This window comes from Streptococcus infantis, from assembly GCF_047465525.1.
Taxonomy (GTDB): Bacteria; Bacillota; Bacilli; order Lactobacillales; family Streptococcaceae; genus Streptococcus; species Streptococcus infantis_R.
Map to the genome: position 1 here is coordinate 1 of NZ_JASGZS010000004.1, position 26628 is coordinate 26628.

At 39.8% G+C, this 26628-nt stretch carries 30 protein-coding genes; 10 read left to right on the forward strand and 20 right to left on the reverse strand.

The features are described from left to right. Positions 1-272: transposase (locus tag QM374_RS01880; RefSeq protein WP_414310691.1), on the forward strand; the 272-nt coding region annotated here is incomplete at its 5' end. Between the two features lie 310 nt (positions 273-582). Here the strand turns inward: QM374_RS01880 and QM374_RS01885 are convergent. The 12 genes from QM374_RS01885 to QM374_RS01940 form a co-directional block, all read right to left on the reverse strand. After that, a complete protein-coding gene (locus QM374_RS01885) occupies positions 583-2079 on the reverse strand; it encodes a phage/plasmid primase, P4 family (RefSeq protein WP_414310692.1) in 1497 nt (498 codons plus the stop codon). A gap of 163 nt (positions 2080-2242) precedes the next feature. Then, positions 2243-3091 carry a primase alpha helix C-terminal domain-containing protein gene (locus QM374_RS01890; RefSeq protein WP_414310693.1) on the reverse strand — a complete coding sequence of 283 codons (849 nt, stop codon included), beginning with the start codon at positions 3089-3091 and terminating at the stop codon, positions 2243-2245. A 134-nt stretch (positions 3092-3225) separates the two neighbouring features. Further along, positions 3226-3507 (reverse strand): hypothetical protein, encoded by a 282-nt coding sequence (locus QM374_RS01895; RefSeq protein ID WP_049526489.1) that lies wholly within the window; start codon positions 3505-3507, stop codon positions 3226-3228. Next, a complete protein-coding gene (locus tag QM374_RS01900) occupies positions 3500-3841 on the reverse strand; it encodes a DNA-binding phage protein (RefSeq protein WP_042902834.1) in 342 nt (113 codons plus the stop codon). Before QM374_RS01900 ends, QM374_RS01895 begins: the two co-directional genes overlap by 8 nt. Further along, complete coding sequence (locus QM374_RS01905; protein ID WP_414310694.1) at positions 3838-4053, reverse strand: hypothetical protein; 216 nt, start codon at positions 4051-4053, stop codon at positions 3838-3840. The genes QM374_RS01900 and QM374_RS01905 overlap by 4 nt, the downstream gene beginning before the upstream one ends. 1 nt (position 4054) lies before the next feature. Next, a complete protein-coding gene (locus QM374_RS01910) occupies positions 4055-4255 on the reverse strand; it encodes a hypothetical protein (protein ID WP_414310695.1) in 201 nt (66 codons plus the stop codon). A gap of 10 nt (positions 4256-4265) precedes the next feature. Continuing rightward, entirely contained in the window at positions 4266-4766 is a 501-nt protein-coding gene (locus QM374_RS01915) for a hypothetical protein (protein ID WP_414310696.1), read from the reverse strand. 120 nt (positions 4767-4886) lie between these two features. After that, complete coding sequence (locus QM374_RS01920) at positions 4887-5315, reverse strand: hypothetical protein (RefSeq protein WP_414310697.1); 429 nt, start codon at positions 5313-5315, stop codon at positions 4887-4889. 154 nt (positions 5316-5469) lie between these two features. Next, complete coding sequence (locus tag QM374_RS01925) at positions 5470-5643, reverse strand: hypothetical protein (protein WP_000075008.1); 174 nt, start codon at positions 5641-5643, stop codon at positions 5470-5472. Between the two features lie 271 nt (positions 5644-5914). Continuing rightward, positions 5915-6541, reverse strand: coding sequence for a Rha family transcriptional regulator (locus QM374_RS01930; RefSeq protein ID WP_414310698.1), 627 nt, complete (start codon positions 6539-6541; stop codon positions 5915-5917). After that, positions 6538-7278: a BRO family protein gene (locus QM374_RS01935; protein WP_414310699.1), complete on the reverse strand. Its 741-nt coding sequence runs from the start codon at positions 7276-7278 to the stop codon at positions 6538-6540. Before QM374_RS01935 ends, QM374_RS01930 begins: the two co-directional genes overlap by 4 nt. Before the next feature lie 19 nt (positions 7279-7297). Beyond that, positions 7298-7492, reverse strand: coding sequence for a helix-turn-helix domain-containing protein (locus tag QM374_RS01940; RefSeq protein ID WP_000794674.1), 195 nt, complete (start codon positions 7490-7492; stop codon positions 7298-7300). A gap of 222 nt (positions 7493-7714) precedes the next feature. On the opposite strand from QM374_RS01940, the gene QM374_RS01945 reads away from it, so the two are divergent. The 7 genes from QM374_RS01945 (at position 7715) to QM374_RS01975 (ending at position 14395) form a co-directional block, all read left to right on the forward strand. Further along, complete coding sequence (locus QM374_RS01945) at positions 7715-8335, forward strand: helix-turn-helix domain-containing protein (protein WP_414310700.1); 621 nt, start codon at positions 7715-7717, stop codon at positions 8333-8335. Between the two features lie 111 nt (positions 8336-8446). Beyond that, positions 8447-9436: a DUF3644 domain-containing protein gene (locus tag QM374_RS01950; RefSeq protein WP_414310701.1), complete on the forward strand. Its 990-nt coding sequence runs from the start codon at positions 8447-8449 to the stop codon at positions 9434-9436. 332 nt (positions 9437-9768) lie between these two features. Further along, positions 9769-10935 (forward strand): tyrosine-type recombinase/integrase, encoded by a 1167-nt coding sequence (locus QM374_RS01955; RefSeq protein WP_414310702.1) that lies wholly within the window; start codon positions 9769-9771, stop codon positions 10933-10935. Positions 10936-11106: 171 nt separating this feature from the next. Next, on the forward strand, positions 11107-12051 hold the full coding sequence (locus QM374_RS01960; protein ID WP_223140287.1) for a magnesium transporter CorA family protein: 945 nt from the start codon (positions 11107-11109) through the stop codon (positions 12049-12051). Positions 12052-12063: 12 nt separating this feature from the next. Continuing rightward, complete coding sequence (locus QM374_RS01965; RefSeq protein ID WP_303943381.1) at positions 12064-12738, forward strand: DUF1129 domain-containing protein; 675 nt, start codon at positions 12064-12066, stop codon at positions 12736-12738. Between the two features lie 202 nt (positions 12739-12940). Further along, on the forward strand, positions 12941-13204 hold the full coding sequence (locus QM374_RS01970) for a SemiSWEET family transporter (RefSeq protein ID WP_004250486.1): 264 nt from the start codon (positions 12941-12943) through the stop codon (positions 13202-13204). Positions 13205-13357: 153 nt separating this feature from the next. Continuing rightward, positions 13358-14395 (forward strand): S66 family peptidase, encoded by a 1038-nt coding sequence (locus QM374_RS01975; protein WP_414310703.1) that lies wholly within the window; start codon positions 13358-13360, stop codon positions 14393-14395. A gap of 45 nt (positions 14396-14440) precedes the next feature. Here QM374_RS01975 and QM374_RS01980 read toward each other — a convergent pair whose 3' ends face one another. From QM374_RS01980 to mutL, 4 genes are all read right to left on the reverse strand, one after another. Then, positions 14441-15115, reverse strand: a complete 675-nt coding sequence (locus tag QM374_RS01980) for a lysostaphin resistance A-like protein (RefSeq protein ID WP_414310704.1) — start codon at positions 15113-15115, stop codon at positions 14441-14443. After that, positions 15105-15677 (reverse strand): DNA-3-methyladenine glycosylase I, encoded by a 573-nt coding sequence (locus QM374_RS01985; RefSeq protein WP_414310705.1) that lies wholly within the window; start codon positions 15675-15677, stop codon positions 15105-15107. Before QM374_RS01985 ends, QM374_RS01980 begins: the two co-directional genes overlap by 11 nt. 9 nt (positions 15678-15686) lie before the next feature. After that, complete coding sequence (gene ruvA, locus QM374_RS01990; RefSeq protein WP_414310706.1) at positions 15687-16280, reverse strand: Holliday junction branch migration protein RuvA; 594 nt, start codon at positions 16278-16280, stop codon at positions 15687-15689. Between the two features lie 120 nt (positions 16281-16400). Continuing rightward, entirely contained in the window at positions 16401-18350 is a 1950-nt protein-coding gene (mutL, locus tag QM374_RS01995; RefSeq protein ID WP_414310707.1) for a DNA mismatch repair endonuclease MutL, read from the reverse strand. A 289-nt stretch (positions 18351-18639) separates the two neighbouring features. Between mutL and tyrS the strand changes: the two genes are divergently transcribed. Then, complete coding sequence (tyrS, locus tag QM374_RS02000) at positions 18640-19896, forward strand: tyrosine--tRNA ligase (RefSeq protein WP_075232332.1); 1257 nt, start codon at positions 18640-18642, stop codon at positions 19894-19896. Positions 19897-20077: 181 nt separating this feature from the next. Here tyrS and QM374_RS02005 read toward each other — a convergent pair whose 3' ends face one another. Together QM374_RS02005 and QM374_RS02010 are read right to left on the reverse strand one after the other, a co-directional pair. After that, positions 20078-22141 (reverse strand): heavy metal translocating P-type ATPase, encoded by a 2064-nt coding sequence (locus QM374_RS02005; protein ID WP_414310708.1) that lies wholly within the window; start codon positions 22139-22141, stop codon positions 20078-20080. Between the two features lies 1 nt (position 22142). Continuing rightward, a complete protein-coding gene (locus tag QM374_RS02010; protein ID WP_000910910.1) occupies positions 22143-22421 on the reverse strand; it encodes a DUF6110 family protein in 279 nt (92 codons plus the stop codon). A 151-nt stretch (positions 22422-22572) separates the two neighbouring features. Between QM374_RS02010 and QM374_RS02015 the strand changes: the two genes are divergently transcribed. Further along, positions 22573-23421, forward strand: coding sequence for a putative RNA methyltransferase (locus QM374_RS02015; RefSeq protein ID WP_414310709.1), 849 nt, complete (start codon positions 22573-22575; stop codon positions 23419-23421). Positions 23422-23776: 355 nt separating this feature from the next. On the opposite strand, the gene QM374_RS02020 is transcribed toward QM374_RS02015, so the two are convergent. Together QM374_RS02020 and glgP are read right to left on the reverse strand one after the other, a co-directional pair. Next, positions 23777-23983: a hypothetical protein gene (locus QM374_RS02020; RefSeq protein WP_414310710.1), complete on the reverse strand. Its 207-nt coding sequence runs from the start codon at positions 23981-23983 to the stop codon at positions 23777-23779. A gap of 384 nt (positions 23984-24367) precedes the next feature. Continuing rightward, positions 24368-26626, reverse strand: coding sequence for a glycogen/starch/alpha-glucan family phosphorylase (glgP, locus tag QM374_RS02025; protein ID WP_414310711.1), 2259 nt, complete (start codon positions 26624-26626; stop codon positions 24368-24370). Positions 26627-26628: the final 2 nt, after the last annotated feature.

Below are 26628 nucleotides of genomic sequence, written 5' to 3' on the forward strand. Positions count from 1 at the left end.
GGTGTTATAAGGAGGGTGCAAAGTCTAAAACTTATTCAATAACCATTAAGAGTAACGACCATCTTTTCCAGAAGAAATTTCAGGAAACACCTTATTTTAAAGAAATGGCCAGACATCGCTATAAAATTGAAGCGAAGAATGCCGAACTAAAACAGAGACATGGCTTTGATGTCGCAAGGGCATCGGGTCTTTTCAACATGGAGTTACAGGCAGCCACAAGCATCTTCGTGGTCAATATGAAACGAATTATGACCTTAATAAATAAAAAATAACCGAGGAATTCGCTCAAATTGATGAGTGGTTCCTCGGTTTTCATTTTATTAAAAGTAAGAGAGTTACTTTTTCAGTGGGCTTGTAATTCCAAGGGTTTTGCTATTGTTTTATACACTTTATACACTTTATACACTTTATACATTAAAATAAAAACATATATAGGGATAATAGGAACCCCATTTTTGAAACATAATATAAGGAAATTTTTTTATTTCCGTGTTTTTCGTATAAAGTGTATAAAACCCTTGATATGACAACGTTTTTAAGTGTATAAAATTTTTGCCCTACTGTATAAAGTGTATAAAATTCTTATTTTCTTTTTCTTCTCTTTTTGTACTCTGGCCAATGGTTGTAATACCCGCGTTCATTCTTTGGCTTTTTCTGCTTTTCGGGTGTCTCCCTACCATTAGCGTAAACTATACTCGCAAACGGCGGTAGATCTTCTTTAGGATAAAAACCTTTATGGATCTGTTGCCCTGCAGGGATAACCTTCTGGCCAACTGCGAAACCTTCAGGCAAGTTGCTTTTGATTTCTCGATGTAAGCCCATTTCTGACCTATTTTCTTTAATACCATAGTATTCTAGGAAACCTTTCCAAACGTGATATACAAAACTATTAGGGATAAACTCACTTGTCAATTCATCAGTAAAAAACTTAGAAACAAAATCAATAACGGGGTTCATGTCCTTATGGTGTTCTTCAAGTATTTCAATAGACTTCGTAGGGTTAATGTCAGCGATTGGTGTTTCAATGGCCAACTTAACCAGGTACTCCAGAACTTCTTTGCGGTTAATGTAATCGTCTTTGATAGCCTTATTCGGTTTATCTTTGAATACTTTGGTAAAAGGTAAAATTCTAAATCGCCTATCAATAGCTGATTTATCCCCGTTCATTCTTGGTAAACCATTAGAAGATTGTACTACCGTCATATTAAGGCGTATGCTGTAAGGGCGTTTCCCTTTGTCCTCTATGGTCATTATGTCGCCTGTTGCTAAGCTAAACATATCTGAAGTGTCTCTAATTACTGCGTCCTTTTGGACATCATCACCGATTACAAGCGACTTCCCTAATAATATAGAGGTTGAAAATTGGCTTTTTGTTAAACCAGTGATTTTCAAACTGGCCACATTTTCCATACCAACTAAGTTTATAAGTAACTGCTGAAAAGTTCCTTTTCCTGTTCCACCTTCACCGAAAAGCCAAAAGATTTTTTGCAATGACTGCCCTGTGACGCTTGCTTTTATAATCTGGATAGCAAGGTTATAAAGCTCCTTGTCACCGTCAAACAACTCTAAAAGCCAAGCTGTCGGCTTCCAGCCGTTAATTATAGGCTCTTCTGCTCCAGGGCTATAACCTGTTTTTATCTTTCTTGTTGCTGTAATCTCTGGTGTAGTTTCTTCAAAAATGCCTGTCTTAGCATTGTATAGCTGTTTCCCAATTACAGTATAATTGCCTTGGATTTCCCTCATTTGGCTCTGTCTAGCTATTTTATAAAGTGTGTCAAATGCCTGTTTTTCCGTTGCGTTTGGATAAATGACAGAAATAAGATCTTGCAAAAATTCATTATCCTCTAACCAGATACCAAAATCAGGATTATAGAAATATAATGGGGCTTTTTGCCCTTGTGCCTCTGGCTTAATTCTAATAAATCGGACGTACTTTTTTAACATAATAGCAACTCCCAGCGGATTAGTTGGTAAGGCCTTACTGCTCTTTTCCTCGCCTTTCTGCTGGGCTAGTTCTTCATGCTGGGCCTCGGTCAACCTGCCTGCCTTTACATTTTCAAGGTGTTTGCTGTCTGTCATAACTTCTTCATAAGTTTGCTGATAAGCCTTGTCCTTGATTTCTTGACACTCTTTGATAAGTTGCCCCCTAACACCTTTGAAAGTCTTAAAGTGCTTATCCTCACTTTCACGCGCCTCTAAGATTTCACTTTCCAGGCTTTTTAATTTCTCCTTTTCTATGGTTCTACCCTCTCTTTCTGTATTCTGCCCGTGCTATGCTACTGAATGTACGGTCTAGTTCCTTCTCTGGTAGGGGGTTAGCCGTCACGCTATTAGCTATCTTTGTCAGCTCGTAGGCGGTCTCTAGATCACAATCAACCCACTTGTTAAAGAGTAAGCCTACAAATCGTGTCACTGCCACGTTACGCCCTCCCTCGTCTCCAAAGCCATTAAAAAGCGTGTCAATGATTCTCATGGTCATCGATCTCTGGCCACTCGTTCTGGGTGTGATTTTTCCAGTAGTTTCTTGCTTCGCTCTTGGTTCAACCTTGGGGACTGGATAATCTAGGCCATGCTCGACAATTTTCTGATATCCTGATGGTTCTCCAGTGGTTACTGGTAGGCCTTGGAGTTGTGACCAGGTTAGACTGGCCATGTCAAAGGGTAACCCTATCTTGTCAGCAATCTCCTTCACTACCTGCTTATAGGTTGCCTCATTCATCACGTTGTCAGGCTTCACCACAAGGCGAAAACGGGGCTTTTCTATGCTATGGTACAAGATGTAGGAGTAGCCAAACAAGGCGCTAGAAACGGCTTCTATGAAGTCCTCAGACGTTCCCTGTATATCGTCATAATCAAGAAAAATCAAATCCCGATAGATTAGACTGGAGTTGTTTCGCTTGTAACTGCCATTCTTTTCTGGTGTCACTTTCCCACTGATACAGTAAGGCGCTTGTGTACGTTTAAATTCTTCAATGTTTGCCCCTTCAGGGACTACCAAAGGCTTAAAGCGTTCAATGTACTGGAACGGCTCAATCTTATCAAATGGATAGACAAGATTACTCTGAAAACCTTTAGCCTCATAAATTGCCACATTATCGCCCCTTTCTACGTTTTTTCTTCAGCTTTTTAAGCCTTTGCTGCTCCTTTTGCTGGTCTAGGGTAGGCCTGCGCTCTTTGTAAAATTTAATATTGTGATAATGTCCTTTATTATCTGCCGGATGAATACTATACCTTGCCATTTTCCACCCCCATAAACTTCCAGATGTCAGATATTTTATAATAGATTTTCCTAGTGTCTTCTAGTGGGGGCTGGTATCGTCTTAGCCCAGCATCTTCCCACTTTTGAAGTGTCTTATATTTTACGTCTAACTCGTCCATGACTTCCTGGGCTGAGATTAACCCTGTCAATCGTGGTTTGACTGTATCACGCGCTTCCAGGTAATTCTCCACAAGCTCCAGAACGCCATGAGTTAGCTCATATTCGCTTTCTTTGCTGAGACTAAACATATTCATCAGCTCCCTTCAGTAGTTGCTTGTAGCTCTCTAAATCAGCATTTAAAAGGACAGTTAGACGCTTCTGCTCCTCCTGTACTTGGTTATAGAATGCCTTTGCTCCATCCAGTAGCTCCTCTTTGTTAGCTGGGATAAAGTAGCCTCTGAAAGCTCCGTGACGTACCCCGATGATAGGAACACCATAGCGCGTGATCAGGCGACTGATAATGTCCTGTACGGTTCTTTCTGCTAGCTTAGTGAGTAAGCTGATTTCTGCCCCTGTGATGGAGTTTTCAGCCCCCACTTTGATTAGTCTTAATACTCGCTTGTCATTCTCTGTCAGACTCATTCAATTCCTCCCCATACGTTGACCCCTGCAAGCTGGATATAACGGCCATAATCAGGGTTTAAATCCTCGCTAGGTGTTTCTATCGTCTGTTTGTTTCCTCGCTCAATTCGGGCGCTTTTTTGGCGGTCTAGGTGGTTTAGATAGAGTAGTAAACCAATAGCTACCACAATAAAGATAACCGCCTGTATGTTGGTTAAATCTAATTCATTCATGCTATGCCCTCGCTTGATAGTTTTTGATATAGTCCACTTGGTCACTTCGTTCCATCTTCAGGAAGTCGTCCAATTCTTCGGTACTTACTTTTCTGTTTACAAAATCAGCGATAAACTGGAATAGGTTTGGATTTTTTGCCTTGATCTCAGCCATTCGTTTATCAAATTCTGCTTGTGTCATGTTGTCTAAGTCTAGTGTCATTTTATTGCTCCTAATCAATCATCATTCCACGAGTATATAAGGATGAGTCTGTCCATGAATCCAAAACGTTCTTTTTCCCTCGTTTTTTCTTTGCGATATCAACCGCTATGACTTCCCAAACGTAATTTATTAACTGGCTTTGATTCATCGGGTAGGCATTTTCTTTAGTTATTTCAGCTAGGTAAGTGTTTAAGAAAAGAAAACCATCAAAGTTGGAAAGTAGCTTTATAAACTTAGTATCCCCCCAAAAATTTCTGTAATAAGACTCTTCTCGTCCTTCTTGTTCACCTATTACCTCAGCAATCACCCTCTGTTTCATCCTTTCCGTCTGTTCCTTAAGCGTTTGCTGTTGTTCATGGTATTCTGTGCTAGTTAGTTCATTATAAACATCATCCAAGTCATTCATTACCATACTGATTGCTCTTTTAGCTAATGCAGTTCCATCTCCTACAAGAATTTCTTGTATTTCTTCTAAATTTGTTGAAATAGCTTCTAATTGATCTGCTATCATGTTTTTCCTCCGTTGGCCTTTTAATTGTCGTTTACTATCCAGGATATCCTCACGCTCAGAGTCGCCAAATTGAAAGCGTGAGAATTAAGGCGCTTGATCTTTTTGTGTATTGTTCCATTCCTAACCCTCCATCATGTCATAAAGTAGGGCGTAGTGCTTATCTGGGATTCTGTCCAAAGCTTTCAATCCATCGTGTTCCGCTTTTTGTCTGGTTTCCGCCTTGACTGTACTATCAAAGGCGATAGAAAAGGCGTTTAACATAGCCTTGTAGCGGTCTACACTCTTCAAATAGCGCCCACGTTCAGACAATTCTTTATCTTCCAATTCCTCTTTTACCGTACCGTCTAAGAGTGCGAACTTGCTATAAACTCCTTTTTCTAGTGTAAAATCTAGGCGATTGTTTTGTTTCAGCTTGCAGAGGTTGGTTCTGCAACTCTCTAGGTTACGGTAACCTAATACTTTAGTAATTTCTTCTAGGCGCTTACCCTCTAATTCAGGCAATTTTTCAGCTATATTTTTAAATTTTACTACTTGATGTTGTTTTCCCATTGTATACCTCATTTTTTGGGTACGCAAAAAGCGCACTCTATTTCTGTGTTTGACAAATAAGAGTACGCATGATAAGATATTTACGTACCTCATTCGTGGGGGCTGAGTCTGTTACGTTATCGCTTTGGTCGGTTGAGAACGTAGCAGGCTTCTTTTATTTTTGTGACTTTAAAAGTTGAATGCCTTTAACTATCGTGTCAGCTTTAGAAATATTCAAACTGTCAGCAACTTCTTGAATTTCGTTGTATTCGTCTGCTGTCAGTCTAACCTCTAATCGTTTATCACGCTTAGCATTCCCCTTTATAGGTCTTCCTGTTCTTGGGCTCATTATATCACTCCTTTACTTTTGCCCGTGCTTTTTATTATATACTTATGCACGGTATAATGTCAACCCCTAAACCGAAAAAAATTTAAAATCTTCCCAGCGTACCTTATTTTATTTTCAATGTACTAGCGGAAACCGCTGTATTATGCTATAATCTAGGTATAAATCTTTACTAAAACCTCTTTAATAATAGCTTGCCTGCGTTGTTAAATTCGTTTTAGTCTTAGTGTGAAAGGCTTTGCTGATTGGTCTCGGTAAGCCTTTTTTGTTGCTCTCACGCGCTTCTTTGGCGTGGTTTTTTATTTCTGAATACCAGGGACTTAATTTCCTGATAACTCATATTCAAGCCAATCATGGCTATGACCATGTCTTCAAATGCCTGGTATTGCTCCAGTTCCTCACTGGTCAAGCTATCAATGCCATTATAGCCCCCACGCTCTTCCCTTAACTGCTTAGCGTTCCTGTCAGTTACTGCTTTTAGTAGCAGGTTGTTCATGGTGCTATGCGCGTGCTTGGGTGCTTGTTCCCAGTTCTCAATACTGTCATGCAGTGTTTTTCTTTTTGGCTTTTCTAGAGCCCTCTGCATACGAAACTTAGAAAGTTCCTCACGCATTTCAAAGAATGCTTTGACTAGGTTCTTCTTAAACTCCTTGACGGGTTCTGTATTTCGTAAGTAAGTTATCAGTAATGTTGCTTGTTGCTCATTCAAAATATAGTCCCGTACATTTTGCCCACTCTCTGAAGGTGAAATTTTAAATTGCACCTTTCCGAAGCTTTCAAAGTCCTCTCGGTGCTTATTCAGCAAAATCTTCAAATGTCTGTGCTTGATTTCTGCACACTCTGCCACAATACTGCTCAGTGTATACGGCTCTTTCTTGCCGTCCATGTAGACTAGGTTCATTGTGGTTCTACCTCCTGCATGAATCGGGTTAGCTTGCTTGTCAGACGGCTCTTGTCGTCCATATTCTGAGCCTCTGCAATGGCTTTGGCTAGTGTATCGATATAATACCGCTCTGCCTCTGCCAATGTGTCAGGGGCTTTTATAGTGGTCTGTGGTTCTTCCACCAGTTCCCCTTCCATGTAGTAGCCTTGTTTTCTAATATCTTTTAAGACTTGCTTAACCCATTTCTTAAACTCTTTTGCTTTTGGTTTGCGTGACTGGAATAGAATCTCATATAATCCTTGCTCAGTTAAAAACCAGACTTGCTGAACGCCTCCAGGGGTAAGAACTTTCTTCTTGTCCTTTTCGTCTTGGTCTACCATTTCAAGAAACTTGCTCAAACTATTATTTGAGTAGTCTATCATTCTAGCAATCTCTCCAGCTCTAAAAAGTGGGTTGTCAAAATCTCCGTAGATGTCTAACGTCTGCCCGTGAAAAATAATAGTAGTGACAACCTGTAATAGTTGCCCTTGGTCTGTTGTCTCTTCAAGAATACTTACTTGTGTTGTCATGTCTTGCTTAACCTCTCTGTATAACTTGTTTAGTCTTTTTCTGCTTTCCTTGTTGGGCTTATGCTTGCCCTGTGCCCACTTGCCAACTGTTCGGGGGTCTATGCCTATCCGTTGGCCAATAGCTACCAAGTTCAGCCCGTGAGTGGTTCGCATTTCATCGATGGCCCTCGTGTAGTTCCTCTTCATTGCTTGCCTGCCTTTCTATTTATCCAACCTTTAACAAATCATCAATCGTAACTTCTAAAAAGTCAGCTACTTTCTGCAATGTCTCAAAAGTCGGATTTTTTGAACGTTCATAATACAATGCAGTCAATGTGCTTTTTGATAGCCCTGTTTCTCTTGCAACATCTGCCACCTTCAAGCGCTTCTTTGCTAAAATAACACGCATATTATTTTTCAAATGTCTTACCTCCTTCTATTATCTTTAAAAGCTATCTCCAGCAGAATAGATTGAAAAGTGTTGTGCTGGAGATAGGTGTAATTTTTATTCAACTTGTGCTGACGAAAATAATTATAGTGCAATAATTGTTCAATGCCAAGAGATTTATTAAAAATAATTGCACTTTTTTTGCACTCTCTGAAATAAATCGTGATATAATACATTCGAAAGGTGTTGATACAAATGAATAGATTAAAAGAATTGAGACAAGAAAAAAAGCTAACTCAACAAGAGTTAGCGGATGAAATAGGGGTTACAAAACGAACTTACATATATTGGGAAAAAGGTGAACGCCAAATTAAACCAGAAAAAGCTCAAATGTTAGCTGACTTTTTCGGGGTAAGTGTTGGGTATCTGTTGGGGTATATTGATGACTCGGAAATATATGATGATGAAGTGGTAATAGAACCTGAAAAGGGGATGATTTTAGCTTACTCTATGGAACGCTCTAACAAGAAGCTCCAGGAAAAGATGTTTAAAGACTTCATTACATTTTTCCGTGATAACACTATCTTTATCAGTGATAATGAAATTCTAGCTTTATACGCTATGGTGCAGGCTGCCGATCTCAATAATACCACGCCAAGAGGCATACAGTTTACCAATTTGATTTTTTCTGATAATGACGAAGCCAAACAAATAATCGATGATTACTCATTTATTTTCGGTAACGAGTTTGCTAGAAATGATTTAGATGAGCAAATTCGCGGATATATCTCCGAAGAAACCAGAACCAAAGAAAAGACCGAAAAACTCTTGAAAGTCTTGAAATCAGCATATGGAGAACGCGACTACCTGGATTAGTAAGGTTACCATTGGTCAAGGGTAAAGCATATCATATATAGAGAAAATTAAAAAGCGATCAAAAGCATACCACGCGCCACAATATAGAAAACATTTTAAGAAAGGAAACGTATGGAAGATTTAAGTAAAAGATTAGTTAATAAAAGTGTCGAGGCTTTTATTATGGGGCTTGAAATATATAACAAACCTACAATTAAGTATAGAATTGAGGGGTTTAGTTTTTTTATCTGTAACGCCTGGGAATTAATGCTAAAGGCTTATATCATTAATAATGATGGTGAAGAATCAATATATTTTAAGGATAGTAAGGATAGAACGATATCATTAGAAAATGCAGTTGAAACAGTATTTCCAGATAAACATGGATCATTACGAAAAAATCTAATTCGAATTATAGAACTTAGGAATACTAGTACCCACTTCATAACAGAAGATTATGAACATATCTATGCCCCATTATTTCAAGCATGTGTTTCTAATTATATTTTAAAAATGCAAGAGTTTCACAATGAGGATATCACAAAACAAATTGCACAAAATTTCTTGACTTTATCAGTCCGCATCGATCAACTTAATCAAGAAGAAATCAGGGCAAAATATTCCCCCAAAATGGCAGAACGCTTACTTTCTGAACAAGCTAAAATCGAAAGTGAAATATCTACTAGTAATTCCGACTATGCTGTTCCTGTTGAAACACGATTTTATATTACTAAACGAAAACAAGAGGCAGACTTGTTGGTTAAATTTGATAACACTGCTGAAACACCTATAGGTGTACTTAGAGAGGTTAAAGATCCAAATGCTATCTATCCATTAACTACTAGAGAAGTTATAAAAATTGTAAATAGACGTCTGAAATCTAAAGGTATTTTATTAACAAAAATAGTCGCTAAAGAAAAACAAAAAATGCCGTTTACAACAAACGACTTTCAACTTTTTAATACATTTTATGACGTTAAGACAAATGAACGCTATTGCTACCATTATAAAATCGGTAATCGATATAGCTACTCTCCAGTCCTCTGCGATTTTATAATTGAGGAAATCGAACGAAATCCTGAAACGTTCGTAGAAAACTTGAAAAAAAGACAAAAAAAATAAGATAACCCCAGGCATATGTGAATTCTCGTCCATCGACTTACTCCCCTTTGGGAACACAACGTTAATCCTTCGCAAGTTATCTTGTTAATTCTATTATACCACGCGCGTGGGAAATGTAAAGTGTTTTGTTAGCTAACTGGTAAACTAACTTTAGAAAAAAACTCTCAAAAAACACTGTAAAATAAGTGTTTTTACCACTTAACAATTAAGCATATAATTTACCGTCTGACTCTTTAAAATCGAATGTGGGGCAATCTGTGAAGCTCTAGCATGATATAAAACCTTTTTGATAATAGCTTGCCTGCTGATGTATTTTAGAAAGGTTTATCATCATGAAAATAACTGAAGTTATAAAAAAAGACGGTTGTAAAGTCTATCGTGCTAATGTATATCTAGGAGTTGACCAGGTAACAGGAAAGAAAGTAAAAACCAAGGTAACAGGTCGGACGCAAAAGGAAGTTAAGCAGAAAGCTGCTCAAGAAAAAATTGCTTTCCAGAAAGACGGTTGTACTAGACAAAAAGCTAGTACCATAACAAGCTATCAAGAACTAGCCACTCTGTGGTGGGAAAGTTATAAAAATACGGTTAAGCCAAACACTCAAGGCAATGTTAGAAAGCTAATCGATAATCACATATTGCCTACTTTCGGGGATTATAAGCTCGATAAGCTCACTACTCCACTTATTCAGTCAATTATCAACAAACTTGCTGACAAGGCTAATAGAGGGGAAAAAGGGGCTTTTCTACACTATGACATGATACACGCTTTAAACAAACGTATCTTACAGTATGGCGTAACCATGCAAGCGATAGCGTCTAACCCTGCTCGTGATGTTGTTTTACCTCGTAACACTCAGAAAGCAAAGCGTCAAAAGGTAAAGCACTTTGATAATCAAGAACTAAAAAAATTTCTTGGTTATCTCGATAATTTAGATAGCAATAGATATCGTTATTACTATGAGGCAACGCTCTATAAGTTCCTATTGGCTACTGGTTGTCGCATCAATGAAGCTTTAGCCCTTTCCTGGTCTGATATAGATTTAGATAATGCCGTTGTGCATATTACCAAAACACTAAATCGGGATATAGAAATCAATAGCCCAAAATCTAAGGCTAGTTATCGGGATATAGATATAGATCAAGCGACTGTTAGCATGCTGAAACAGTACAAACTACGCCAAGCTAAAGAGGCCTGGAAGATAGGACAACGTGAAAGCGTGGTATTTTCGGATTTCATTCATGAATATCCTTGCAGTTCAAAACTTAAAAGAAGATTGCAAACACATTTTAAGCGTGCTGACGTTCCTAACATTGGCTTTCACGGATTCCGTCACACTCACGCTAGTTTATTGCTTAACTCTGGTATTCCTTACAAAGAACTTCAGCACCGTTTAGGTCATTCTACTTTATCCATGACTATGGACATTTATAGCCACCTCTCAAAAGAGAACGCAAAAAAAGCAGTCTCATTCTACGAAACTGCACTAAAAGCACTATAAGGGGAGCAAAAAGGGGAGCAAATTCCAAAACCAACGTTTCAAGACAAAGCAAAAAGCCAATAACAACGGTGTTTTTGTAAGATTTTATTTGAAAAAAGCCGATTTTGTAGTATAATAGTACGGTGTCAAAAATCACTGAAACACGGATTAGATTAGGAAAGGATAAGAGATATGAAGCAAGTCTTTCTCTCAACTACAACTGAATTTAAAGAGATTGATACGCTCCAGCCGGGCACTTGGATCAATCTCGTCAATCCTACACAAAGCGAATCGATGGAAATCGCCTCAGCCTTTGATATTGATATCGCAGACCTCCGTGCACCGCTCGATGCGGAAGAGATGTCTCGTATCACCATCGAAGATGAGTACACCTTGATTATCGTAGACGTCCCAATCACAGAGGAAAGAAATAACCAGACCTACTATGTGACTATTCCCTTGGGGATTATCATCACAGAAGAAGCTATCATTACCACTTGTTTGGAGCCTCTCCCACTTCTTGATGTCTTTATCAATCGTAGACTTCGGAATTTCTATACCTTCATGCGTTCGCGCTTTATCTTCCAAATCCTCTACCGCAATGCGGAGATTTACCTAACCGCCCTCCGTTCAATCGAACGTAAGAGTGAGCAGATTGAGAGTCAACTTCACAAATCTACTCGAAACGAAGAATTGATCGAACTCATGGAGTTGGAAAAGACCATCGTCTACTTCAAAGCTTCTCTGAAGACAAATGAGCGCGTGATTAAAAAATTGACCAGTGCGACTAGCAATATCAAGAAATACCTCGAAGATGAAGATCTACTTGAAGACACCTTGATTGAAACGCAACAGGCCATCGAGATGGCGGATATCTATGGAAACGTCCTTCACTCTATGACAGAGACCTTTGCCTCTATCATTTCAAACAACCAGAACAATATCATGAAAACCTTGGCCCTCGTGACCATCGTTATGTCTGTGCCGACCATGATTTTCTCAGCCTACGGAATGAACTTTAAGGATAATGAAATTCCTTTAAACGGAGAACCGCACGCTTTCTGGCTCATCGTCTTCATCGCCTTTGCTATGAGTGTTTCCCTCACTCTTTACCTCATCCATAAAAAATGGTTCTAAACAGGAGTTATTATGTCACAGATTGATTTAAAAGAATTAACCAAGAAAAACCAAGAATTTATCCACATTGCAACCCAGCAATTTCTAAAGGATGGAAAAACTGACGCTGAAATCAAGGCCATCCTTGAAGAAGTCATTCCTCATATCCTTGAAGAACAACCAAAAGGTGTGACTGCTCGTTCAATCTACGGAGCACCAACTCACTGGGCTCATAGCTTTAGTGAAAAAGAGCAATACGAAAAAGAACATCCAAAGGAAAATGACGATCCAAAATTGATGATGTTGGATTCAGCCCTTTTCATTACAGGACTATTTGCAGTAGTTAGTGCCTTGATGAGCTTCTTCTCAAACCAACCAGTGGCTTACGGATTGGTAACACTTATCAGTGTAGGGGCCTTCGGTGGAGTTGCCTTCTATCTTCTCTACCACTTCATCTACCGCTACTACGGACCAGATACTGACCGTAGCCAACGCCCTCCATTCTGGAAATCACTTTTGGTTATGCTAGCAACCATGTTTGCTTGGGTTCTCATCCTCTTCTTGAGCAACTTCATTCCGCAAGCCATCAACATCAGCCTCCCTCCACTTGTTTTGTTGGTGATCGGTGGAGCACTTCTTGCCCTACGTTTCTACCTCAAAAAACGTTTCAATATCAAGAGTGCAAGTGCAGGACCAGCTAGATATTAAGATAAACAATGAAAGTAGTGTGTTTTGTAGACAGACTACTTTTTTTGTAGTTCCAAATCATTTATTGATTCGTCAAAATCATAAATAGACATTTTGTCTAAATTTACTTCAATGTAAAGTCTTCCCTTGGAATCCCGAGGTTTTATCCTTGAATCCAAGTTGTTTTTCTGTTATACTAATAAAATAATAAGGAGAAATATATATGACTAAACAGAGAATTAATCAAATTGTTGGTTCAATTGGTGCCTTTATTGGGATTATTGTATTTATAGCCTACATCCCCCAAATTTTTGCCAATTTACAAGGAAATAAAGCTCAACCTTTCCAACCTTTATCAGCAGCAGTCTCTTGCTTAATCTGGGTCATTTATGGATGGACAAAAGAGCCTAAAAAAGATTGGATTCTAATCATTCCAAACTCGGCTGGGGTTATCCTTGGCGGACTGACCTTCCTTACTGCTCTATAAGAATGCAACTACTATAAAAAATGCAACCACATCGAGCGGTTGCTTTTTTGCTTACTTTTGTGATCTAAAAGCCTTTTTCTGATTCTAATTCTTGTTGTTTCCCCTCTTCTTTTGTGATACAATAGCATCAATTTGTTTCTAGGAGGATGAGATATGATTTCTACTATTGGTATTGTTAGTTTGTCTAGTGGCATTATCGGAGAAGACTTTGTCAAACACGAAGTGGACTTGGGTATTCAACGTCTCAAGGATCTAGGACTCAATCCTATCTTTTTACCCCATTCGCTAAAAGGCTTAGATTTTATCAAAGAACATCCTGAAGCACGTGCAGAGGATTTGATTCAGGCCTTTTCTGATGATAGCATCGACATGATCCTATGCGCCATCGGTGGAGACGATACCTATCGTTTATTACCCTATCTTTTTGAAAATGACCAACTAGAAAAAGTTATCAAACAAAAGATTCTTCTTGGCTTCTCGGATACGACCATGAACCATCTCATGTTGCATAAACTAGGAATTAAGACTTTTTACGGCCAATCATTTTTAGCAGACATTTGTGAGTTAGACAAAGAAATGTTGCCATATAGCCTCCACTACTTCAAAGAATTGATTGAAACGGGAAGAATCTCGGAAATCCGCCCTAGTGACGTTTGGTATGAGGAAAGAACTGACTTCAGTCCCAAGGCACTGGGAACTCCTCGTGTCAGCCATGCAAATACTGGTTTTGAGTTGTTACAAGGCACTGCTCAGTTTGAGGGAGAAATCCTTGGCGGTTGCCTCGAATCCCTCTACGATATCTTTGACAACTCTCTACACGCAGATAGCACAGACCTCTGCCAAAAATACAAACTTTTTCCTGACTTATCCGACTGGGAAGGAAAGATTCTATTGCTAGAAACAAGTGAAGAAAAGCCTGAACCTGATGATTTCAAAAAAATGTTGCAGGCTTTAAAGAACACTGGGATATTTGAAGTTATCAGTGGACTCTTGGTCGGAAAACCTATGGATGAAACCTTCTATGACGACTATAAGGAGGCTTTAATGGACACCATTGATAGCAATATCCCGATTGTCTATAATCTAAACGTTGGCCATGCTACACCAAGAGCAATTGTTCCCTTTGGAGTCCACGCGTATGTAGACGCAACGGAGCAAGTCATTCGCTTTGACTATAACAAAGAAAGCTGAGATGAATTTCTCAGCTTTTTCTCATTATCATTACTGGCATTTTCATCACATACTACTGATAGCTAAAATGATCAAGGAAAGGCTGTTGCTTAACATATGAACCAGTAAGGGATAGTAGATATTCTCCTTTTCTTTCACATAAATAATTGAAAAGGCCAGGCCACCACCTAGATAACCGACTGAACCGACCCACTCTGATAAACTTACATTATGCATATGAGTCAGAGCAAAGACAATTCCTACCAGAAGAATGCTTAGCCAACTTGGCAGACTTTTCTGCAAGTGATGCAATAAGAGCTGACGGAAAAAGAGTTCTTCCACCAAAGGTCCAATGATGCAGGCAAAAACTGCTATCAGTAGTGGTTGCTCTTGAAAGGTGCTTTGAATATTCGACTGGTTTAGACCTTGTCCGACCAGCCCGAAAAACTGCCTCAACAACTCTGATATAAATCCAAAGGCAACAGTCATCAGAATGAGAAAGAGCCATCCTGTTAAGACGCCAAAGAAGAATTTTCTTTTAGTTTTTCTAATCTCATTCCATTGTTGGATTAATCGATCCTTGAACAAGAAAGAGCCGTATAGTGCTAATACTACATAGACTAGATAATTTGCAATGGTAGATGGCATCAGGGAAGCCAACCATCTAACGCCATCAAATACAAAGAGAATTGTATATAGGAGCCCAAAAATCAGAATTCCCTTATTTTTGTTAGACATCATTTAATTTTCCTTTCCATTCACAATCATTCTCATGGTCATCAACCAACCCTGCAGCCTGTAGAAAGGACAAAACAGCGACTGGTCCAGTAAACTTAAAGCCTCGTTTTTTGAGATCTTTGGATAATTTCTTAGATAGAGCTGTTTTGGCAGGCGCCTGGCTGTAGTCAGGTACATCATTCACAATCGTCTTCCCACCGACAAAAGACCAAATATAAACATCAAAAGTTCCGAATTCTGCCTGGACTTGTAGAAAAGCCTGGGCGTTGGCTCGCGTCGCAAATATCTTGGCACGATTGCGGATGATGGTTGGATTATCCATCAAAGCTTCCAATTCGGAGTCGCTCATCTCTGCAACACGATAAACTTGGTAACCATGAAAAGCTTGACGAAAGGCTTGGCGTTTATTGAGCACCGTTTCCCAAGACAGACCTGCCTGATAGGTCTCCATACAGAGCAACTCAAAAAGAGCCTGGTCATCATGAAGGGGCTGACCCCACTCTTCATCGTGGTAGGCTACATATAGAGGGTTGTTCATTTTAACCCAGCCACAACGTTTTGGCATAGACTTCTCCTATTTCACCAACATCTTGAGAGCAGACTTGATATAGTTCTCAGCTGTATCTGTCGTTCCTTCAAAGAATTTCTTAATCTTCTTAAGCTCGGTCGCCTTGTAGCCCAAGGCCAACATGGCTTCCATGGCTTCTTCCAATTCTTGGTTGTCGTTGCTAGATGGAGCTGCATTCTTAGCAGGGAGGTCATCACCTGCCACAACCACCTTACCTTCTAAGTCCAGTACCATCTGTTGGGCTGTTTTCTTGCCAATCTTCGGAAACTTGGTCAAGTAAGTGATGTTCTTGCTTTCGATAGCTTGGACAAGGCCTGCATTGTCATCCGCCGCAATAATAGCCAGAGCTGATACAGGGCCAATTCCTGAAACAGAAATCAAGCTGAGAAAGAGTTTTTTCTCGTCTTCCGAACGGAAACCGTAAAGCAGATGAGCATCTTCACGAACAACTTGATGCACATAGATTTGCGCTTCCTGATTGACTTGTCCTGAGTAGGCATAAGGGTTGGCTACGTGTAGGATGTAGCCGATGCCGTTTGCTTCTAGAACGATGTATTTAGCAGTAATTTTGGTAATAATACCTTTTAGATATTCGTACATAATTTTCCCTTCAATTTATACTCAATGAAAATCAAAGAGTAAACTAGGAAGCTAACCGTAGGCATAACTTAAGTTAGACAAGGTAAGGCTGACGCAGTTTAAAGAGATTTTCGAAGAGTATTAGTATTTGCCTAGTTCTCGTAGGCTAGTGTGATTTTCCTGAATGCGACGGAACATCTTTTCCATATCTGACTTGGTAAAGTGGACCAAAACAGGGCGTCCGTGGGGACAGTTGTATGGGTTGTCGCATTTAGAGAGCTGATAGAGAAGCTGTCTAGCTGAGTGGTCATCGATTCGATGATTGGCTTTGATTGACCGCTTGCAGGACATCATGATCGCTAGCTCTGCTCGGTATTTCTTGATTGAAACTTCCTTGGTCAAAAGGAGCATATCACACATCTCGTAGATCCCTGACTCGATTTCCTCCTCTGCCATCCAAATAGGATGTTCTCGAAGGATGAATTGATTTTCACCATATTCTGCTAGAAAGACTCCCACTTCCTCTAAAAGAGGCATTCTTTCCTTGAGACGAAGGGCATCATCTGCTGGAAATTCAAAAATGTAGGGCACTAGGAGCTGCTGTTGACTCTGGTCAACATTGCCAATACTTTCGCGATACTCCTCATACTTAACCCGCTCCTGGGCTGCGTGTTGGTCTATGATGTAAAGCCCATCTCGCCCTTGAGCAAAGAGATAGGTTCCGTGCATTTGCCCGAAAAATTCCAACTCTGGGAAACTCGAAGACTCTTCTCGCTCCAGCTTATCATAAGCCTTATCCAAACTAGCCATATCTAACTCTGGATGATCCAGTTGGTCGTAGCTGACCGATTTTCTCTCTGCAAAATGCAGTTTAGCTGGCTTGGTCAACTGATCCAATGTTTCCTTAGCGAAGAGGCTCAAATCCTGTTTCTCTTCAGTCAAGTCTACTTGACTGTCTGAAACCTCAGCTGGAATAGAGATTGTTGCTTCCGTTTGCTCGTAGTAGAGATTGTTTTCTTTAAGTGGGAGAATGGTTTGCTCCACCTTTTCACGATTACGAACAGTAGATTTGGCCAGATTTTCCAAGGCATCTGGAATCAAGGTCTGTTCCTTGAGACTCTTTGCAATAGCTTCTGAAACCAGCGCCATCAGTTCTCTTTCCTTGGAAATTCGCACCTCTTGCTTGGTTGGATGCACATTGACGTCCGCCAGATATGGATCAATCTGGATGTGAATAACCGCTAGTGGAAAACGCCCCACCATGAGCTTGCTACCGTATCCATCTAAAATGGCACGATTGAGCAGGAAATTCTTGATATAACGCCCATTGATGAAAAGGCTGATATAGTTGCGGTTGGCTCTAGTTAACTCAGGCAGAGACACAAAACCTGAAATTTCGAAATCTAGGTCAGAATTCTCAATTTCAATCATCTTCTTGGCACTCGCCAAACCATAAATCCCTGCGATTGCTTGACGCAATTGACCAGTCCCAGCTGTTCGTGTCATTTCCTTGCCATCACTAATCAAGCTGAAAGAAATCTCAGGATGGGCCAAGCCCAGACGATTGACAATATCGATGATATGAGACAACTCTGCCTGCTGACTCTTCATATACTTGAGGCGGGCAGGCGTGTTGAAGAAGAGATCCTCCACACAAACCTTGGTTCCCACAGGACTGGTCGCTGGAATGACTTCCTCAACTTCTCCTCCACGCGCGACCAGCTTGGTTCCATGACTTGCACCATCCACCGCAGTCAACAGAGTTAAGACACTAACAGACGCTATAGAAGGCAGGGCTTCACCACGAAAACCCAGCGTGCGAATCCGAAAAAGATCTGCCTGATTCTTTATCTTACTAGTGGCATGACGACGGAGGGCCAACTCTACTTCGTCGTGGGCAATCCCGTGACCGTTATCTGTTATTTGGATTTTCCTAAGACCAGCTTCTTCAATCTCAACGATAATCTGGCTTGAGCCAGCATCGATAGCATTTTCAACTAATTCTTTGACAACGCTAGCAGGACGCTCGATCACTTCTCCTGCTGCAATCTGGTTGGCCAAGACTTCTGGCAATTCAATAATATGAGACATCTTTCAGCCCCTTTCTCAACTGTTTTTATCTATTTCTCTGAAAATAATACTCTTCAAAAATCAAATTCAAACCACGTCAGTCTCGCCTTGCCGTACTCGAGTACAGCCTTCGGCTAGCTTCCTCGTTTGCTCTTTGATTTTCATTGAGTATAAGCTAGTGCTATTATACCATATTTCACTCGTTTCCAAAAAAGTCCAAGCAGCAACTTTCTTCCCGATTTTACTAGGTTATTTGCCAAGTTTGTGGTACAATAGGTAGAAACAATATTTTATAAAGGAGAAAAGACACATGCACATTTTTGATGAGCTAAAAGAGCGTGGTTTGATTTTTCAAACGACTGATGAAGAAGCTTTGCGTAAAGCCCTAGAAGAAGGTCAAGTTTCTTATTATACTGGCTACGATCCAACTGCTGACAGCCTTCACCTAGGCCACCTTGTCGCAATCTTGACAAGTCGTCGCTTGCAGTTAGCAGGTCACAAACCTTATGCGCTCGTTGGCGGTGCTACAGGTCTCATCGGAGATCCGTCCTTCAAAGATGCTGAGCGTAGTCTCCAAACAAAAGACACAGTAGATGGCTGGGTCAAGTCTATCCAAGGACAACTTTCTCGCTTTCTTGACTTTGAAAATGGTGAAAATAAAGCTGTCATGGTCAACAACTACGACTGGTTTGGCAGCATCAGCTTCATTGACTTCCTCCGTGATATCGGAAAATACTTCACTGTCAACTACATGATGAGCAAGGAGTCTGTGAAAAAACGGATCGAAACAGGGATTTCTTACACTGAGTTTGCCTACCAAATCATGCAAGGTTACGACTTCTTTGTTCTCAACCAAGAACACAATGTAACTCTCCAAATTGGTGGTTCTGACCAATGGGGAAATATGACAGCTGGTACCGAATTACTTCGTCGTAAGGCTGACAAAACTGGTCACGTTATCACTGTTCCATTGATTACAGATGCAACTGGTAAGAAATTTGGTAAATCAGAAGGAAACGCAGTCTGGCTCAATCCTGAAAAGACTTCTCCATACGAAATGTACCAATTCTGGATGAATGTTATGGATGCAGACGCCGTTCGCTTCTTGAAGATCTTTACCTTCTTGTCACTGGATGAGATTGAAGAGATTCGTAAACAGTTTGAAGCAGCTCCACACGAACGCTTGGCTCAAAAAGTCCTCGCTCGTGAAGTCGTAACACTTGTACACGGAGAAGAAGCTTACAAAGAAGCCCTTAACATCACTGAGCAACTCTTTGCTGGAAATATCAAAAACCTTTCTGTCAAAGAACTCAAACAAGGACTTCGTGGCGTACCAAACTACCAAGTACAAGCAGATGAAAATCACAACATCGTTGAACTTCTCGTATCTTCTGGCGTGGTTAACTCAAAACGCCAAGCCCGTGAAGATGTTCAAAACGGTGCCATCTACGTAAACGGCGACCGCATCCAAGACCTTGACTATGTCTTAGGGGATAACGATAAATTAGAGAACGAACTGACTGTTATCCGTCGTGGGAAGAAAAAATACTTTGTATTGACTTACTAAATTGTTCAACATTTACCTATAAAAAAGGAGTTAACCTCGAGAAAGGTAACTCCTTTTTGTTATTGATAAGTACATCTATCTAGCCTTATACTCTTCGAAAATCAAATTCAAACTACGTCAGCGTCGCCTTACCGTACTCAAGTACAGCTTGCGGCTAGCTTCCTAGTTTGCTTTTTGATTTTCATTGAGTATTAATAGACAGGCTACGCAGGACTATGCGTAAGGTTGTTAGATTATGTAAGATAGAGAGATTTGAAGGACTGAGCCAATTAAACAAGCCAAAGCCAATCAAACTACTATTTACGACAACAGTATCTTGAATATTTTTCTTGATGAGTGTTTGCAAAGATGATGATAGCGAATCCAACTCTTGGAAGAAATCCAAGCGATTATCTAACAATAAGATATCACTCATCTGCTTAGAAATATCTGCACTCTCATTCATCACCACACCGATATCTGATAGGGTTAGAGCCGCTGAGTCATTCAATCCATCTCCAACCATCAAAATAGTGTGACCTGCTTTCTGCAGTTCCTCTACTAACTCAAATTTCCCATCAGGTTTCAAGTCTGTATAGACCTGATCAAAGGGCAAATCTTTGACTAATTCCTCTGTCCTAACCAAGGTGTCCCCTGTTGCCAGAATCAATTTTTTCCCTTGTGCCTTAAGTTTCTCCAAGGCTGCTTTTGCTTCTTTTCTCAAAGGAGTATGGATGCAGAACATTCCAATCAATTCATTCTGATAAGCCAAGAATAAGAGATTGTAGTGACTCTTGTACTCTTCAATTAAAGCATTTTGTTCTGAACTGATATGAATCTGCTCATCCTGCATCAAGACATAATTTCCAATAAGAACTGGTTGACCATCAATATGGGACTTAATTCCCTTGCTTGCGATATATTGGAGTTTCCCATGCATTTCCTCATGTTCAATCCCCTCTATCTCAGCTTGCTTGACGATGGCATTAGCAATAGGATGATAGATGTGCTCCTCAAGACAGGCACTGATTCTGAGAATATCTTCCTCACTATAGTTCCCAAAAGGTAACACCTTTTCAACTATAGGATAACTAGTTGTGATTGTTCCCGTCTTATCAAACAAGAAAGTATCAACTTCCAGGTATTTCTCCAGAACATCCCCATCCTTAATCACCATTTCACGATTCAACCCCTCCTTGATAGCTGTCAAATAAGCTACAGGAGTAGAGATTTTTAAAGCGCAGGAGAAATCGACCAATAGGAAAGAAATAGCCTTAGAAAAAGAACCTGTCAATAGGTAAGTCAGCCCAGCCCCCAAGAAATTATATTTGACGACCTTGTCCGCCATTTTGATGAAATAGCGTTGTTTCGTTTTCTTGTTTTCTTCAGATTTCTTCATCAACTCAATCAGCTGTAAAATCCGGCTGTTCATCTGATTATCGGTTACACGAATGCGTAACTCTCCAGTTTCTAATACTGTATTTGCACAAACCAAATCAGACTCTCTTTTTTCAACTGGAAAACTCTCTCCCGTCAAGGAACTTTCGTTGACCATACCTAAACCTGAGACTACTTGTCCATCAAACAGAATTTCATTTCCTTGAGATAGGACCAAGACATCTCCTATTTGAACATCGGAACTCTTGATACTAACGACCGTATCCCCCTGTACTAGAAATACATCGCTCTCTTTTGCAAGAAGGCTTTGTTCTAAATCTGTTGCAGTTTTTTTCAAGGACCACTGATCTAAATGATTCCCCAAATCAAGCATAAACATGATATTGCTAGCTGTCTTGGATTGGTTCATAAATAAGGACAATAAAATCGCCGAACAGTCCAAGACCTCCATCGTTAGTTCCTTACGCACTAGTGTTTGATAGGCTTCTCTAATATAACCCAAAGCCTGATAACAAGTCCATATATAGCGAATAGGATACGGCACAAAACTACGAAAAAGCACACGCTTAATCGCTGCACCTGAAACAATAGAATAAGCACTCTCTTCTCTACGAATGGGAAGAGCCATCAACTCAGAAACTTTCCCTTTATCAATTCTTTTTAAAAAGGCTTCTGCATTATCTAATACAGGAAAGCCTTCTTTTATACGTAGAGTAAAGTGCTGTTGATCCATGTAAAACTGGATAGACTCAATCCCCTTTTCATCTCTCGCCAAGGAACGAAGATAGTCTTGAATATCCAAGGTGAGTGAAAAAGAAGATGATAGTCGGATATGTTGGTATCCTCTATGTAGCACTTTAAAAGACATATTATTCCCCTATAAGGCTATCTAATTGCTCTTCTTTTTTCTCTTGCTCGTACAAATATTTGGCATCTTGCAAGACATCGTCTCCATGTTGTTTCACAACAGAAACAGATGCATCTAGCCCGTCTTTCAACTTGTAAGCCTTAGCCAAAGCTTTAGAATAACCTTTTTTAGCTTCCTTACTTGCCAAGATTTTCAAACCAAGGGTACCAAATGCGACACCACCCAAAAAGAGTGATGATTTTTTCGCAACTTTTGCAACGGTTAGTACTTCTTTTAACATACTTATTTCCTCCTTATCATTATTATATAGCAATTTAGATATAAAAGCAATTTCATTCCATAAATTGGAGAATTAGTTTTATTTCTACTGAATCTCCCATCTACTTATTCCTAAAGTTGCTTTCATTTGCCTCTTTTGATACACTTAAACTATGAATACAAACCTCAAACCCAAACTCCAGCGCTTTGCTTCTGCTAGTGCCTTTGCCTGCCCTATCTGCCAAGAAAATCTGACCTTGGTAGAGTCTAGTCTCAAGTGTAGCAACCGCCATTCTTTTGACCTAGCAAAATTCGGCTATGTCAATCTATCACCTCAAATCAAGCAATCTGCTAACTACGACAAGGAAAACTTTCAAAACCGACAACAAATCCTAGAAGCTGGCTTTTACCAAGCTATCTTAGAGGCCATCTCTGATTTACTTTCAAACTCAGAAAATGCCAAAACAATTTTAGATATCGGTTGTGGTGAAGGTTTCTATTCTCGCAAACTCCAAGAAAGTCACTCTGACAAAACCTTTTATGCCTTCGATATCTCCAAAGATTCTGTCCAAATCGCTGCCAAGAGCGAACCCAACTGGGCAGTCAATTGGTTCGTTGGTGACTTAGCTCGTCTTCCTATAAAAGACGCCAGCATGGATATCCTGCTTGATATCTTTTCACCTGCCAACTATGGAGAATTTCGTCGCGTTCTATCCAAAGAGGGTATCTTGATAAAGGTTATCCCAACTGAAAATCACCTCAAAGAAATCCGTCAGAAGGTACAAGACCAGCTAACAAAGAAGGACTATTCCAACCAAGATATCAAAAATCATTTCCAAGAACACTTTTCCATCCTATCTAGCCAAACTGCCTCACTGACTAAGACTATCACAGCAGAGCAGCTCCAAGCCCTACTCAGCATGACTCCTCTACTCTTTCACGTTGACCAGAGCAAGATTGACTGGAGCGATTTGACAGAGATTACCATTGAGGCTGAGATTTTGGTTGGGAAAGCATTCTAAACTAGACTTCCCCAAGGCAGACAACTTACCGAAAATCTTCAATATTACGAAAACGCATAAGAACAGGTACTCAAAAACCTTAATCTTATGCGTTTTGTTATGCAAAAATCACTGGAGTTTCTATACACATTAAGTGGAAATCTTTGAAACTAGTTCTTTTAATAACCATTGAATACCATATATTATATTTACCCCAAATAGGATATAGGCCGTATAAATTAAGTATTTCGATTTCTCCCGCCTCAAAGAATAGATCTTGTACAAAATAGATAAATTTAAAATAATAAATAATAGAGACAAAATCTTCCCTCCAAAATCAATCATAAAAGTACACAGTCAAGCATAGTTCTAATCTTTATTTTCGATTTGAAATGACAAATTTATCAATAAATAGCAAGTGATATAAGGCAAGTGATGCCCCATAACAACATCCATGAAAAGAGATTTCTTGATGAGTCAGTGGAAACGAAGTGCTATTGCCCATATAAAGGCATGACCAAATTACAAAAAGAATCCAAAATAAATCAGTCCATTTATATTTTGAAAAATATTTTTTCCACATAAGAATACCTTCTTTCTTTACTATAATACTATTATAATACTGTTTGTAAACGAATACAAGAAATTTGAGGTGACAGCTAAGATGAACCTTATGCTTAAAGGTAGTAAAACCAGCCTTCTTAGTGTCCTCTAGGTCTGATTTTTAAGTCTAGAAATTATTGACAGATTATTTTTTCTTTTGAGACCAGTCAACCTCAAATCCACAACATTCAAAAAAAGCGAATTTCAATTGAAACTCGCTTTTTTGCTAGATATGTAATAACTATAAAATTTCGTATCTTATACTCAATGAAAATCAAAGAGCAAACTAGGAAACTAGCCGCAGGCTGTACTTGAGTACGGCAAGGCGACGTTGACGCGGTTTGAATTTGATTTTCGAAGAGTATTAGTTCAAGTGCCAGATATCTTCATTATACTGAGCGATTGTACGGTCAGATGAGAAGAATCCTGCTTTAGAAATGTTAACGATAACTTTATCCAACCATGCGTCACGGTCTTCGTAGTCAGCAAGCATTTGCTCTTTAACCTTGATGTAGTCTTCCAAGTCAAGAAGAGTCATGAACCAGTCTTTATTGATCAATTCGTTATAAAGACGTTCCAAGCGTTCAATCTTACCAACTGCAAGAACCGCATCGCTCACGATAAAGTCAACCAATGGTTTGATAGCTTCACGAGCGTAGAATTCGCTTGATTTGTAACCTGATTTCGCGTAAAGGTCGATAACAGTTTCTGAATCTTCACCGAAGATATAGATGTTTTCATCGCCAACCAACTCAGCGATTTCCACGTTAGCACCGTCCATAGTACCAAGAGTCAAAGCTCCGTTCAACATGAATTTCATGTTACCAGTACCTGAAGCTTCTTTAGAAGCAAGTGAGATTTGTTCTGAGATATCACATGCTGGGATCAAGAAGCTTGCTGCAGTAACGTTGTAGTTTTCAACCATAACTACTTGCAAGTGTGGAGCTACTGCTGGGTCGTTTGCAATCACTTCTGACAAGCAAAGGATCAAGTGGATGATGTCTTGAGCGATAGTGTAGGCAGGAGCTGCTTTACCACCAAAGAATACTGTGATTGGACGAGCAGGGATGTTACCAGCCTTGATGTCCAAGTATTTGTGGATCACATACAAAGCGTTCATTTGTTGACGTTTGTACTCGTGAAGACGTTTGATTTGGATGTCAAAGATAGAGTTTGGATTGATTTCCACACCTTGGTGCTCTTTCAAGTGACGAGCCAATTTACGTTTGTTGTGAGCCTTGATGCTTTCCAATTTTTCTTTTACAGCTACTTTATCTTCATAAGACAAGAGTTTTTCAAGCTCATCTGCTTCATGGTGCCAACCATCTCCAAGAATCTCATCTAAGTAGTGAGACAATCTTGGGTTAGCATGCATGAGCCAACGACGGAAAGTAATACCGTTTGTTTTGTTGTTGAATTTTTCTGGGTAGATGTCGTAGAAGGCTTTCAACTCTGAGTTCTTCAAGATTTCAGTGTGAAGAGCCGCAACCCCGTTTACGCTGTATCCGTAGTGGATATCCATGTGAGCCATGTGAACACGTCCGCTCTCATCGATGATTTGAACAGCTGGGTCTTTGTATTCTGCTTTAACACGACGGTCCAATTCCTTGATGATTGGTACCAAGTGAGGAACCACTTCTTCCAAGAATTCAAGAGGCCATTTTTCAAGGGCTTCAGCAAGGATTGTGTGGTTTGTGTAAGCAGTCATGCTACGAACGATTGAAATTGCTTCATCAAGTTCGATACCACGTTCAGTCAAAAGACGGATCAATTCAGGAATAACCATTGATGGGTGAGTATCGTTGATTTGTACAACTGCGTAGTCAGCAAGGTCGTGCAAGTTGCTGCCTTTTTCGATCGCTTCATCGATGATCAATTGCGCACCGTTTGAAACCATGAAGTATTGTTGGAAGATACGGAGCAATTCACCTTGTTTATCGCTATCGTCTGGGTAAAGGAAAAGAGTCAAGTTGTGAGCGATATCTGTCTTATCAAAGTTGATACCATCTTGAATGATTGAAGAATCAACTGAATCCAAGTCGAACAAACGCAAACGGTTTTTAGTTGCTGTTTCATAACCAGTAACATCAATATCGTAAAGAGTTGATGTCAAAGTAAAGTGTGCAAATGGTACTTGGTAGCTACGACTTGAGCGAACCAACCAGTTTTGGTCAGTCAACCAAGCATTAGGAATCGTTTCTTGTTGGTTGTTTTTAAGCACTTGTTGGAAAAGACCGAAGTGGTAGTTCAAACCAACACCGTCACCATTCAAACCAAGTGTAGCGATTGAGTCGATAAAGCAGGCTGCCAAACGTCCCAAACCACCATTACCAAGTGATGGTTCCAATTCTACTTCTTCGATTTCGATCAACTCTTTACCTGCAGCTGCAAGTTCTTTTTTAACTTCGTCATAAAGACCAAGGTTAATCAAGTTGTTTGACAAGAGTTTACCAATCAAGAACTCAGCTGAGATGTAGTAAACTTTTTTCTTACCAGTGTTGACTGGTTTTTGGCTACTAGCAAGTTTGCTGTAGTTAAGAAGAGCAAGATAAAGCTCTTCGTTGCTGCATTCTGCGATAGATTTATTGTAACGATTTTGTACAAATTCTTTTAATGGTAACATTT